Consider the following 12,891-nt stretch of genomic DNA (forward strand, 5'->3'; position numbering starts at 1 on the left):
GCCACCACCCTAGCGCCCTTATCCGCCCACCGGGCCTGAACCGCCGCTAGACTCATTGGTGCGGGCACGCCGCCCGCAGCATGGGGGGCGATCTTGAGTTCCATCATTACTGGTGAGGCAGTTGTCCTTGAGCTGCGCCCGGCGTCCTTCGCCTCCCGAGCGCTGGGGCTCATCCTGGACGTCATCTCACAGGTGGTCCTCGCTATCCTCCTCATCATCCTGGTCTCCGCCGCCGCCAGGGACCTCGACGAAGCTGCCGTCCGGGCCCTGATCCTCAGCAGCGTGATCTTCTCAGTCATCGTTGTACCCGTCACCGTCGAAACGCTCACCCGTGGGCGGTCCTTGGGAAAGCTCGCAGCGGGACTACGCATAGTGCGCGACGACGGCGGCGCCATCCGGTTCCGGCACGCCCTCATCCGTGGGCTCCTCGGCTTCCTGGAGATCTACCTGACCTTCGGGGGCCTCGCCATCTTCGTGGCCCTGTTCAACGAGAAATCCAAACGCCTCGGGGACATCGTCGCCGGCACCTACTCGCTCCGGCAACGTGTCAGCTCGAAGCCGCGCATCATGCCCGTCGCCCCGTCCTACCTGCAGGCATGGATCGCCATGGCAGACATCGGCAGGGTGCCCGACGCCACGGCACGCCGTGCCGGAACCTTCGTACAGCAGGCATACCTCATGGCACCTGCATCACGCATCAACATGGCCGCGTCCCTGGCATCCGAACTCGCCCGGTACGTAGCCCCGCCACCGCCCGCCGGGACCATCCCCGAGGATTACATCGGCGCGGTCCTTGGCGAGCGGCGCAACCGGGAACTGGCACGCCTCCGGCAGGCCGAAATACGGAACCGCGCTACCGGCGAAAGGCTCCGCAAGCTGCCTTTTACCAGCAGCTAACCGGCCCGGACGGTGCCCGGGGCCGGTGAGCCGCGTCCTGCTTAGACCCAGTGTTCGGGTCTTGAAAGCCGTATTGGTAAGCGTGTGTCAGAACTGCCCTCAGCGGCATTCACTTGCGGCTGGGTCACGTAAAGAGCACGCGAAAGGTCCGCAGCCTGAAGTTGAGCTCCGCGAAGGTCGGCGCCCAACAAGTCCACCGCGGCCAAGTCACTCCCCCTCAGGTCGGCCCCAATCAAATAGGAGCCACGGAGGTCCGCCCCACAAAGACGCCGGTTGGCCAGTACCGCACCCATGAGGTCGGCACCCGGGCGCAGGCCGCCGTCGAGCGTTTCAGTTCCTTCGGCACCATAAGCACCGCGGACTTCCCCGCTGACCTCCATCAGGAGGTTCCGCACCTCGCCATGGAGGAGTCCGACGTCGGCACCCAGTACCGTCGTCGCGTCGCCTCCGGCGATGATGGCAATGCGGCTGGACAGGAGCCCCGCTTCGTCGGCAAGTTCAGGGTCGAAAGTCCGCAACCCGGCTTCCTCCAGATACCAGAGCATCTCGTGGAGTTGCTTGACTGTTTTGAATACGGCAAACATCGAGTGCCTGGACGACGGATCGTCGGCCCAGCTGACACCCCCAAAGGTGTGCTGGGAGACGGCTTGGCCCGCACCGAAACAATCAAACACGGTGCATCCGCGGAAGCCGCGGGGACGCAGGCGTTGATGGATGGTGCAGGAGAAGTCGCCGGCAAGGTTGGGGCAGGGCGCAGCCGCCGGCTTGTCGATGGCGAAATCCGCCGAGCGGGCGAAGCCAAGGGCGGTACAGCAAAGTGCGAAACAACTGCCGCAATCAGGGCGAAGGGTTGGTGAAATAGTCACATTTGCTCCAATGGGAAAAGGGATCCGGTGGGAAAGGCCGGGGAACCCGTCTACGGGTTCCCTTCAGGGACTCCCGGAATCACCACAAAAGGCAGCACAAAATGGAGGACCAACACTGGGTGGGCGCCTGAGGAATGGGTCAAAGCATGCAGGAAATAATCACTGACTTGATCCTACAACCGGAACTATCGCTGGGCGTAGCTGGCCCACGGGATGTTCCAGTCCCCGAAGCCTTCCAGGGGCTCCACGGCAGGTGCCCCGGTGTTCAGGATCTGGACAACATCTCCGGTCTTCATGTTGTTGAAGAACCAGGCGGCATCATCCGGCAACAAACCCACGCAGCCGTGGGAGACGTTCACGCGACCTATGGCGCCCCAAGCAGGTTCAAGGGCTTGGTGTACGTACACTCCGGACCAGGTGAGGCGGTTGGCGTAGTCCACCACCATGGGCGCGTAGTAGCCCTTGTCCCCGGGCTTCAGGCCGATGCTGCCGGCGTTGAAGTTGGATTTGCGTTCCTGTTCCAGGATGACGGCGTACCCCGTGGGCGACAACCAATCTTCGCCTCCCAGGGAGACCGGCGCTGTGTGCACCAACTGTCCATCCGAATAGACATTCATGGTCTTGGTGGTGTCGTCCACCACGGCAACACGCTGGGGGCCGGTGGTGAACGTGGACACGACATTCCCGTTGCCGATCATCTTGTTGCCGAAATCCACGCCAAGGAGCTTCATGTCGACGGTGACGGTGCTGCCCGAGGCCCAGAAAGCCTCGGGACGGATCCGCACTTTCTTGTCTGAGTACCAGTGCCACGCGACAGGTTGGCCGGAGGACACTGTGATGGCAACCCGCTTCTCCATGGCTGCCTTATCGAGGACTGGCTCGCTGAAGTTGATTTCGATCGGCTGGCCGGAACCGGCCGTTGAACCGTTGCGCGGGTAAATGGAGGCGTCGGCCTCGTATGCCGCGGAAACTGTGGTGAAGGTTTGGTTCTTCTTGGTTTCCTTGCCCGCAGTATCCACCACGGTGAAGGAATAGGAGTACTGGGTCTTGAACTTCAGCACCTCAAGCGTGGTCCAGGTACTGCCGTCCGGGCTGGTCTTCCCCTGCACAGGCGCACCGCCGCCAACCGGCGTCAGCACCACGTCCTTGACCTTGCCGTTGACCGCCTTGATCTGCGGCCCAACCACGGGGTTCCATTCCACCGCACCGTCAAGGGGCGTGATACCCAGCTCAACGGGCTTGGCTTCAACCGTGGGAGTGGGTGAGGCCGCGGAGCCGGCATTTTGGCTGGATCCAGCCAGCAGGCCTGGAACGGTAGCCACGCCAATCCCGCCCACGGCGATAGCCGCGCAGATCCCCACAATGGCAAGGATCTTGCCCGTTTTGCGTTTGGCGACTTCCGTCATGGTTCCTGTCTTCCTGTCCCCCGGCAAGCAATACTGAACACCCAATTCTAGCCGAAAGGCCGGCCACGCTGGACGCGTGCCGGCCTTTCAACAGCGAATCTGCGATCCACCACCGCTTAGTAGCGGTAGTGCTCCGGCTTGTAAGGACCGGCGACGTCCAGGTCGAGGTAGTCGGCCTGTTCCTTGCTCAGCTCGGTCAGTTCAACGCCCAGGGCGTCCAGGTGGAGCCGTGCGACTTTCTCGTCCAGGATCTTGGGGAGGACGTAGACCTGCTTCTGGTATTCGCGCTCCCCTGCCGGCTGGTCCCTCTTGGTCCACAATTCAATCTGGGCAATCGTCTGGTTGGCGAAGGAGTTGCTCATCACGAACGACGGGTGGCCGGTGGCGTTGCCCAGGTTCAGCAGGCGGCCTTCGGACAGGACGATGATGGAGCGCTCAGTGTCGGTCCCGGCGTCGAAGACCCATTCGTGGACCTGCGGCTTGATCTCGACCTTCTTCACACCCGGAATCTTCGCAAGGCCCGCAATGTCGATCTCGTTGTCGAAGTGGCCGATGTTGCCCACAATGGCCTTGTTCTTCATGCCCAGCATGTGCTCGGCCAGGATCACGTCCTTGTTTCCCGTGGTGGTGATGAAGATGTCACCCTGCGCGAGTACCGATTCCAGCTTGGCCACCTGGTAGCCGTCCATGGCTGCCTGCAGGGCACAGATGGGGTCGATCTCCGTGACGATGACCCGCGAACCCTGTCCGCGCAGCGCCTCGGCGGCACCCTTGCCGACGTCGCCATATCCACAGACGACGGCGACCTTACCGCCCATGAGGACGTCGGTGGCACGGTTGATTCCGTCCGGGAGGGAGTGGCGGATGCCGTACTTGTTGTCGAACTTGCTCTTGGTGACGGAGTCGTTGACGTTGATGGCCGGGAACAAGAGTTTGCCCTGCTCGGCCAACTGGTAGAGGCGGTGCACGCCGGTGGTTGTTTCCTCGGTGACGCCCTCGATCCGGGCGGCCAGGCGGGTCCACTTCTGCGGGTCGGTTTCGAGGGTCCTGCGGAGGAGGTCGAGGATCAGGACGTACTCCTCGGGGTCAGTCTCCGCAGCGGTCGGGACTGCGCCCGCCGCTTCGAATTCGACGCCCTTATGCAGCAGCAGCGTTGCGTCGCCGCCGTCGTCGAGGATCATGTTGGGACCCAACTCCGGGTTGGTTTCCGCGCCGGGCCAGGTAAGGATCTGCTCGGCAGTCCACCAGTATTCCTCGAGCGTTTCGCCCTTCCACGCGAAGACCGGGACACCCTGCGGGTCTTCCGGCGTGCCTTTACCGACGACGACGGCGGCGGCTGCTTCGTCCTGGGTGGAGAAGATGTTGCAGGAAGCCCAGCGAACCTCGGCGCCCAAGGCTGTGAGGGTCTCAATGAGCACGGCCGTCTGCACGGTCATGTGCAACGACCCTGCGATGCGTGCGCCCTTCAGCGGCTGGGAAGCACCGAATTCCTCCCGAAGAGACATAAGCCCGGGCATTTCGTGCTCGGCGAGGCGGATCTGGTGGCGACCTGCCTCCGCAAGGGTGATGTCGGCCACTTTGAAATCAAAAGTCATGGAAATCCTTTGGGTACCGTGCGGGTTTGGTGAAAAGACGGTGTTACGCCTTGGAATCGTGCTGGCCGGAAGTCGCTGCGTGGGCAGCGGCCAACAATTCCGGCGGCAGGAGAAGCGGAATGCCGTCCTCGATCGAGTAGCGGAGCTTTTCGCCGTCCGCCGCGGCGACGGAGGCAACCAACTCGTCGCCCTCCTGGACCAGCGGTGAACCCGTCACGGGACAGCGCAGGATGGACAACAGTTCAGGACTGACCTTTGGCATGAATGATGCTCCCTGGGTGGCGCCGCCCGGCGCCGCTGGCTGGTTAATCTGCAGATTCCAGACTACCGCGCACGTTCGTGCCGTTTGGAGCACCGCGACGATTTGCTACCCCTGCCTTGGGGTTGCCCGATCAGGACGGTTCGCGAAGGATCCGCAGGTGACCGCGTCGTGTGCCTTCGGTACCGGCCGGCGGTTCCATGTGCGCATGGTTGTGGCGTACCGGCGCTTCCGGGGCTGCGGAGGCCGCCTCGCGGACGGCGTTGGCGAGTGCGAGCAAATCGTCGGGCCCGGGCTGGGGCGGAGTGGTGGGCATCGCCAGCCGAAGCACTTCCCATCCCCGCGGCACGGTCAGGCTTTCGGCGTGCTGCGAGCACAGGTCATAGGCATGGGGTTCCGCATAAGTGGCGAGAGGACCCAGGACCGCTGTTGAATCCGCGTAGACGTACGTCAAAGTAGCCACCGCGGACTGGCGGCAGGCCGACCTGGAACATTGACGAATAGCACCCACAACATCCCAGATTAGCGCCTCGTGCCACCCAAAGTGCGCATTGGCCGTCCGTGGCTTGCCTACTCCGTTTACCGGGAACAGCTGCGGCGCGCTGGTGGCGGTGATGTCGCGCTGGCGGTCGCCCGGTACTAAAGTCGATATATGCAGTCACAGCCACATATCCCCGGTTTCACCATCCGGTGGACTGACGCGGATGGCGACCAGGCCGGGGAACACGCAGGCACGGGCGTGCGGAGCTTTCGGCGCCGCAGGCGCAACCGCCACGGACGGGGGCTGCGCGGTGAACTGATGCTTGCCAATCTGCCCGGTTTCCGCACCCGCTCAGAGCGCTTTGACGACATGGTGCTGGACTCCGCGGAGCGCCTGCAGGACATGTGGGGCAAGCAGTTGGACGGAGTGCTCTTCGCAGTCGATGAAATCCCACCGGACCTGGAGCAGTTGCTCGCTACGGGTGGCACCGCTCCCATGGGCTCCTACACTCCCGGGGGCCGCGGCGAAGCGCCCATGATCACCATTTACCGCAGGGTGGTGGTTCAAGGCGCCAGCACGCGTGAAGAGCTCCAGGACCTGGTCCACGACGTCGTGGTGGAGTACACAGCCGAAATGCTCGGTGTGCCACCGGAAACGCTCGACCCGGTCTACCGTCGCCGCTATCAATAACGACGACGGCAGGCTCGGGAGCGCTGCCTAGTAACCCACCGAAACGGGAACCTTTTCAAGTCCCGCCGCTGCGTCCTGGATCGCCACCACAGACACGTCCGAACGTCCCTGCTTTCCCAGGACAAGGGCGCCGTAGACGGGATCACCGGAAGCCGAGACAACGTATCCGGCCACTATGGCGTCGCCGGATTTTGCCGGGAGCTCGATCATGGACGTTGTTCCGCCGCTCATATCCACGTCCACGGCCTTGCCGATTTTTCCGTCGGCCGTCACGGGAGCGTAGCTCACTGTGGCACGGCCGTCGGGCACGCCAAAGCTGAGGAACCGTTGGCCATCGCGAGGAACAGCAACCAAGTGCTGGCTGCCCAGGCGGGCTGACGCCGGCGACCATGCGAAGTCAGTCGCGTCCTCCGGCTTGGCACCCCGCGTGATCCTGGTCGACGCCACGAACGATACGTCGGAGGTGGCCTTGACGGTGTAACTTCCGGCAGGAACGCCGTCAAGGTTCAGCGTGGCCACGGAACCACCCTTCACCGTCACTACTCCCCCGTTGGGTACCTTGCGTTCACCATTCGCTCCGTAAAGGCTGACCTGCACCACGGCGTCCGTGGATCCCGGAACAGCTATCTGGAGTGCAGGTACGGCATCAGCAAACCCCGACTTCCCGGCCAGCGCTTTCGCAGCGGCAGGATCCTGGATGTCGACGCCGGACATGACCTGCAGGTTGGACGGGCCAGCTCCTGGCGAGAGGTACTCAACTCCGCCCGGGGCGAGCCCGCGCAGCACGCTCTGCTGGATGGTCCCAGCCACAGGACCTCCGGTGCTGCGTACATGGACGGCCAGCTGCGCTTCATTCGGGGCAAGGCCGGCGAGGTTGACCGAGCGGGTCGTTCCGGGGGCTACCAGGAGCCCCCGCGCTCCGGGCGCCTGGATTTGTCCCTGGTGGCCAAAGAGCTCCAGGTTCACGGTGGCGGGAGTTTCGGAGGCATTGCTCAGGTTCAGGACGGCGGTGCGGCCGACAGCGGTGTTCGCACCCAACAGCCAGGCATCATTTCCTGGCTGCTGGCATTGGGCGGACGCCAAGCCACGCAGGTCCCCGTCCGTGGCCGAATAGCTGAGATTCGCAGCCAAGGATGCTTGTTCGTTCCCCAGCGCATCTGCGCCCACCACTGATTCTCCTGTGACGGGGCTGATGGACGCCACGCCCGCGGACAATACCGGCGGACCGGATGTGGGCGTCGGGCTGCTGGTGGGCGCCTTGGCGATCTCCGCCACTGTGCCGCCGCCGAGTGAGGTTACTTTGCTTCCGGGAACGGCACCTGCCGGGTTGCTCAGCACCACGGCATTGAGCGCGCTGGTGGCAGTGGTGGACACTGGACTGAAGTCGGCATCCGTGCCAACTACCGTTCCGTTGACCAACCGGGCCGGTTCAGGGCAGACACCCAGGGCACGTCCCGCCGGGACATCTGCCTGGCGGAAAGCCAGGGTGGTGCCACCGGACGGCTCGGGCATCATCGACGCGGCAGCAACCGCGCCGCCGCCAGCGGCCAGGATGACCACGGCGGAGAGCGCACCCGTGACGACGCCCTTCCTGGAGCTTCGGGCGCCCTTGCCGGTGCTGCGCGAACTGCCGGCGTCGCCGTCCTTATCGGCGCGGGACTTCCTGGGCACCGGGACATCAGTGGCTTCGTCAGGCACTTTCTTCCGGTCGTCAGACACTGCTGTACTCCTTACGGAGGGAAACTTCGTCCCTCGACATGCCGGTTCGGGTGCGGCGCGCAGGCATTGGAACGGCCAGCAGGAGCGTCAAACCGATCACCACTGCCTGCAGTATGCCGAACCATACAGCCCACGGATTCGTATAACGCACTTCGAGGTTTCCGCCCGTGGCAGGAAGTTCAAAAGCCTGCGCCCAGCCGGACGTCGTGGAGGTCAACTGGTGGCCATCCAGCGATGCGGACCAGCCTGGATCGGCACGTTCAGCCAGCACCACTTTGCGGCCCTCGTCCCCTGGCGCCACGTCGGCGTCAACGGAGACTTCTTCGGAGGGCAAGGAACTGACTACTGCCCCCTTGGCGTCGATAATCCTTACGCGGTGTGTCGTGTCCGCAGCAGTAGCCGCCGGCTGGTTCCGCGGCGTTACGCGCCACAACCATCCGGCGTCGGTCTGCCCCACAGCAACAAGGCCGGGAACGGCGTCGATCCTGCTGGCAGTCAGCTGGGCGGCATTGTCGGCCGCCTTGAGGACGACGAAACCCGCGCCAAGCTGTTCCAGGTCCGGCCGCGGGTCCACACCGGTGCTCGCCACAATCGTGGCTACTGCCCTGCGGAGGGACGTGGTTGCGGCGTCGTCAGCCGTGATCTCCTCACGTCCCGGAGCACCAATGATTGTCCGTGCGGAAGCAATGGTGGACAGGCTGTCCAAGGTGGTTCCCGATCCACGCATCAGGGATGACGTGAAGGCACCCTCCTCACCACTGGTGATAACCAGCGTCCGCGTCCGTTCCGGACCAATCCCGCGGTCGACGGCGGTGGCCGGCAGCGTGCCGGTGTCCACGGGCCGGACCAGGCGAGCGGAGCCAAGGGCCGACGTCGGATGTGTAGCCGTGTTAGGGACCGCCCCGCCTGCTATGGGTGCAGGCTGCAGGACGTTCTGGGAAACCCAGGCACCCAGGCCCGCCAAGGGGCCGGCGACGAGGAGCGTCATGACCACGGCTGAGGAAATCCGGCGCAGCGGAAGCTTCGCCCGCTGTGAATCAGGAGTCCGGCGGCGCGCTGTAAAGAGTTTGTCGGCACCGATGATCCCGGCACCGAGCAGCAACATCCCAGCAGCGGAGACGGCCGGGCCGGTGAAAGGGCCCACCATCACGTTGCCGTTGACGCCAGTGGCGACGTGACCGACCAGCCAGCTGGCCGCCAAGATAGCCAAGGCCGCCAGCCAGAAGACCCTGGCCATTGCGCTGCGTTTACCGGGAAGGAACAGGGCGGTCACGGCCAGGACCAGGATGGGCGCGCTGATGAGCAAAGCCAGGATCAGCGCCCATGGCACAGAACCCGGACCAAAGAAGGCCAAACCGTTCAGGCCGCCGTCGATACTGAACGCCAGCGGTTGCCCCAGGAACTGCTGCCACAGCGGTGCCGCTTCAAAAGTGAGGGGCAGGCCCGGGTCAGCGAGCAACGAACGTGGCCTGTCCAGTACGGAAATTCCGTACGGCAGGAACAAGGCAATAGTGGGCAGGAGCGACCACCACAGCGTCTTGCCCCGCTGTCCAAGAACCACGGCGGAGAGGATCACTGCGACGGCGATCGGGCCAAGCAGCGACGGCGCAGCCGAGGTGACCACTGCCATCGCAAGGCCAGCCGCAGCGCCGGCCGTCCAGGACGGCGTTCCGTTGATACCGGGCTTACCCAGGATCGGAGCAGGCTTCCGAGTGAGTGCGGAGTTACCAGAGGCCGGTCCTTGACCGATAGCGGATCCGGAGGCGCGCAAGAGCGCCAGGAGCAGCAGGGGCATCATCATGTGCGCCACCAAGGCACCAAGTCGTCCCTGGTTGATGGCGATCTGGAGCGCAGGCGCGGCGGACCAGGCAAGGGCGGCAACGGTGCGGAAACGCCGTTTCGTGGTCAGTGCGCCTGCGGCGAACCAAGCCCCAAGCCCTGAGAGCGGCATGGCCAGGATGAGCAGCCAAACCATGGCGGAATTTCCATCCCCACCGCCGAACAGCGACAACAGCCACAGCACGTATCCAAACGGATCACCATGGCCGGGCAGCCCTGCCCCCAAGGAGATCCACCAGGTGGACGCATTGGCCCAGATGTCTCCGGGGAGCGCAGAAAGGGGCAGGAGTCCCCCACCGGCCACCGCGCCGGAGCGCAGCAATCCCAGAAGGCCTACCAAGGCCGCGGCAAGGGCCAGGACCGCAGCAGCGACGGCACCCGTGCCCACCCAGCCGCGTTCATTGGTTGCCAGTGCCGCGAAGTCATCGGCGGCATCTCCACTCGGCTCCGGAGCCAGGAGGTCGGAGACGGCGGAGGACTCATCGCCGGGACGTATGGCCTCCAGCAGGGAGCGCCGGTTGGCCCTCACGTCTCGCGTGGAGGTTTGCAGGCCACGGATCACGGAGCGGTGTACACGCCGTGTCCTGGCCGCTACCCGGCGGCCCCTGGCGATTGCGCCGGGACGGAACAGGGCAGCCACCGTGGAGGTGAATTGGGAGAACCCGTAACCCGGCTCCTTGACCAGGATGCTGAGCAGCAACCGGACCACCGCACCGAACAAGGCACCGATTGCCTGGAAGGGCACGTTCCACCACGGGGTGTGCTTGAGCCGTAAGTGAATCTGCGCTTTCCTGGCCGCGGAGGAGGTACCCAAACCGTGGGGCCTGTGCTCCACATGGAACATGCGGGCGCTGGGGACCACCACCACACGATTTCCCGCGAGCCAGTTGCGCCAGCAGAAGTCGACGTCGTCGCCGCTGCCTGGAAGGGCGGGGTCGAAGCCCTGCAGCTGCTCCCAGACGTCACGTCGGATCAGCATGCCCGCAGAGTTCACGGCGAACGTGTCAGTCCGCGCGTCGTATTGTCCTTGGTCCACTTCATCGGCGTCGATCAACGTCAGGCGTTCGGCCCAGCGGCTGGTCGACAGACCCACATCAACAAGGTGCCGTTCGTTATCCCATCCGAGCTGCTTGCAGCCGGCTACCGTGACGGACGGAGCACGTTCGACGGCGTGGAGCAGTTCCGCCAGCGCGTCCGGCGCAGGTGCAGCGTCGTCGTGAAGGAGCCAGATCCATTGGACGGATCCCTGCGTGCCGCCTTCGGCTGCGTCCCGGGCGGGGGCAAGTTCGTTCAAGCCCGCCTGGACGGCCGCGCCGAAGCCGGACTTCGGTTGCGTGAAGGTGGTGACGCTGCCGGTTCCGAACGCTTCGCGAAGCAACGCCTGCGAGTTATCCGTGGAACCTGTATCAATGCCAATGGCGGCATCTGCCGAACGCGTCTGGTTCGACAATGCCGCCAAGGTCCTGGGGAGATAGTTTCCACCGTCGTGGGCAACCACGACGGCGGTAACATGCACTTCCTTGAGAATTAGACCGCTCGCTTCCTTAGCCGACGACGTTCCCGCTCAGAGAGGCCGCCCCAAATACCGAACCGTTCGTCATTTGCCAGGGCGTACTCAAGGCACTGCGAGCGGACATTGCACGCCCCGCAGACCTTCTTGGCATCCCTCGTCGATCCGCCCTTCTCGGGGAAGAACGCTTCAGGGTCCGTTTGCGCACAGAGCGCATCTGTCTGCCAGCCGAGCTCACCTTCGTCATCGAAGTCACCCTGGCTGGGGAGGCCGATCCACACGGGTTGCCCCGGGGTCTCCAGCGGACGACGCAACTCCATGGGAGGGTCGTCAACGTCATCGTCCGGCCCAGCAGGCAGGTCCCCGATCAGTGCTTCATGTGCGGCCAGGAGGGCAGTTGCCTGGTCCTCCAGGGATTGCTGCACATTCTGGTTGTAGCGGTCTGCCGCTTCCGGATCCGCGGGATCGACGTACCAGTCTCCCGGTACCTCCCGTGAACGGTATTTCACCGACGCATGTTCTGCGACGACTGCATCTTCCTGGATACGCAACGCTTGCCCCATGGCGTCCCTCCTGAGTTTGCAGCTGCTGCTTGGATGTATTTCCGATTCCCGGTGGCGTTCCGGTCCTCTGTGCAGCGGCGTTGATTACTAATTACACGCGTGTAACTACCCACAGTCAAGCCGCGCCGGGATAATAATCAAGAATCTGTAGAAACGTGGGATGCGCCACGCCCAAGATTTTCTCCGCGCCGCGGCGTTTCGCGGCGAAAAACTGGGAGTGTCGGATCGATTTACGTGAACGTTCATTGAATTCCTGCGGAAATTTGACCACCGAAGGAGGGCCATCCTTCAGCCCGGCCGCGTGTGGTGTGCTTCAATTCACAACGCCCCGCGTCCACATAATTGCAGCGTGGCAAGATGGGCCTATGACTATCCCGGCAGCGAACCTGATGACCGCCCTGAGGTCCGGCCACGCAACCTCACCCCGACTCACTTGGTACGGACCGGACTCCGAGCGCGTGGAACTTTCGGGCCGCGTTTTGGATAACTGGGTGGCCAAGACCAGCAACCTCCTGCAGGACGAGCTGGACGCCGAACCGGGCATGGCCGTCCGGCTGGACCTCCCAGCCCACTGGAAGTCGTTCGTGTGGGCCTTAGCTGCTTGGCAGCTCGGGCTGGAAGTCGTGTTTGACGATTCGTCAGCTGACCTTCTCGTTACGGACAAGCCCGACGACGGCGCCGGGGCCGGCTTCGACGCGGTCGTGGCGGTCCCGCTTGCGGCACTCGCCATGCGGTGGCCCGGCGAGTTGCCCGCCGGCGTCGTGGACTACGCCGCGGAAGTCCGCTCCCACGGTGACGTCTTCATGGCACATAACGAACCCGACGGTGATCTGCCTGCGGTCCGCAGCACAACGGCACACGCGCACGCCGAACTGATCGACGGATTTGCTGCCACCCAGGAGCCGGGGGTCCGCCTCTTGGTACGCGCGGCCGACGGTTTGGAAGAAGGCTTGTCCGCGTCGTTGGGTGCATGGAAGCAGGACGGATCAGTGGTCCTGGTTCACCCGGCAGTGGACGTCACCGAACACCTGCTGGAAAACGAACGCGTCACACAACGCTGAAAACG

The 12,891-nt window shown here is 64.2% G+C and carries 11 protein-coding genes; 3 read left to right on the top strand and 8 right to left on the bottom strand.

What is annotated here, in order from left to right; all coding sequences use genetic code 11:
- The first annotated feature begins 93 nt into the window (after positions 1-93).
- Positions 94-897 (top strand): RDD family protein, encoded by an 804-nt coding sequence (locus ACNQOP_RS09690; protein ID WP_284986131.1) that lies wholly within the window; start codon positions 94-96, stop codon positions 895-897.
- Positions 898-938: 41 nt separating this feature from the next.
- Here ACNQOP_RS09690 and ACNQOP_RS09695 read toward each other — a convergent pair whose 3' ends face one another.
- The 5 genes from ACNQOP_RS09695 to ACNQOP_RS09715 all read right to left on the bottom strand — a co-directional run bounded on the left by ACNQOP_RS09695 (position 939) and on the right by ACNQOP_RS09715 (position 5,534).
- Positions 939-1,763 carry a pentapeptide repeat-containing protein gene (locus tag ACNQOP_RS09695; protein WP_284986130.1) on the bottom strand — a complete coding sequence of 275 codons (825 nt, stop codon included), beginning with the start codon at positions 1,761-1,763 and terminating at the stop codon, positions 939-941.
- A 185-nt stretch (positions 1,764-1,948) separates the two neighbouring features.
- Positions 1,949-3,169: a L,D-transpeptidase gene (locus ACNQOP_RS09700; protein ID WP_257368648.1), complete on the bottom strand. Its 1,221-nt coding sequence runs from the start codon at positions 3,167-3,169 to the stop codon at positions 1,949-1,951.
- A gap of 116 nt (positions 3,170-3,285) precedes the next feature.
- The gene (gene ahcY / locus ACNQOP_RS09705; protein ID WP_416404341.1) at positions 3,286-4,764 is read right to left on the bottom strand and encodes an adenosylhomocysteinase; all 1,479 of its coding nucleotides are present in this window, start codon (positions 4,762-4,764) and stop codon (positions 3,286-3,288) included.
- A gap of 43 nt (positions 4,765-4,807) precedes the next feature.
- Complete coding sequence (locus tag ACNQOP_RS09710) at positions 4,808-5,026, bottom strand: Trm112 family protein (RefSeq protein WP_257368651.1); 219 nt, start codon at positions 5,024-5,026, stop codon at positions 4,808-4,810.
- Positions 5,027-5,156: 130 nt separating this feature from the next.
- Positions 5,157-5,534 carry a DUF3499 domain-containing protein gene (locus ACNQOP_RS09715; RefSeq protein WP_257368653.1) on the bottom strand — a complete coding sequence of 126 codons (378 nt, stop codon included), beginning with the start codon at positions 5,532-5,534 and terminating at the stop codon, positions 5,157-5,159.
- A 141-nt stretch (positions 5,535-5,675) separates the two neighbouring features.
- Here ACNQOP_RS09715 and ACNQOP_RS09720 point away from each other — a divergent pair, with 141 nt between their 5' ends.
- Positions 5,676-6,194, top strand: a complete 519-nt coding sequence (locus tag ACNQOP_RS09720) for a metallopeptidase family protein (RefSeq protein ID WP_284986127.1) — start codon at positions 5,676-5,678, stop codon at positions 6,192-6,194.
- 27 nt (positions 6,195-6,221) lie between these two features.
- On the opposite strand, the gene ACNQOP_RS09725 is transcribed toward ACNQOP_RS09720, so the two are convergent.
- The 3 genes from ACNQOP_RS09725 to ACNQOP_RS09735 are packed head-to-tail and all read right to left on the bottom strand — an operon-like array spanning position 6,222 to position 11,825.
- Positions 6,222-7,913 (bottom strand): DUF5719 family protein, encoded by a 1,692-nt coding sequence (locus ACNQOP_RS09725; protein ID WP_416404342.1) that lies wholly within the window; start codon positions 7,911-7,913, stop codon positions 6,222-6,224.
- Positions 7,906-11,268, bottom strand: coding sequence for a glycosyltransferase (locus ACNQOP_RS09730; RefSeq protein ID WP_416404343.1), 3,363 nt, complete (start codon positions 11,266-11,268; stop codon positions 7,906-7,908). Before ACNQOP_RS09730 ends, ACNQOP_RS09725 begins: the two co-directional genes overlap by 8 nt.
- Before the next feature lie 11 nt (positions 11,269-11,279).
- On the bottom strand, positions 11,280-11,825 hold the full coding sequence (locus ACNQOP_RS09735; protein WP_211713163.1) for a WhiB family transcriptional regulator: 546 nt from the start codon (positions 11,823-11,825) through the stop codon (positions 11,280-11,282).
- A 365-nt stretch (positions 11,826-12,190) separates the two neighbouring features.
- Between ACNQOP_RS09735 and ACNQOP_RS09740 the strand changes: the two genes are divergently transcribed.
- Positions 12,191-12,886 carry a TIGR03089 family protein gene (locus tag ACNQOP_RS09740; protein ID WP_416404344.1) on the top strand — a complete coding sequence of 232 codons (696 nt, stop codon included), beginning with the start codon at positions 12,191-12,193 and terminating at the stop codon, positions 12,884-12,886.
- Positions 12,887-12,891: the final 5 nt, after the last annotated feature.

Source organism: Arthrobacter sp. LFS091 (assembly GCF_047977885.1).
Classification (GTDB): domain Bacteria; phylum Actinomycetota; class Actinomycetes; order Actinomycetales; family Micrococcaceae; genus Arthrobacter.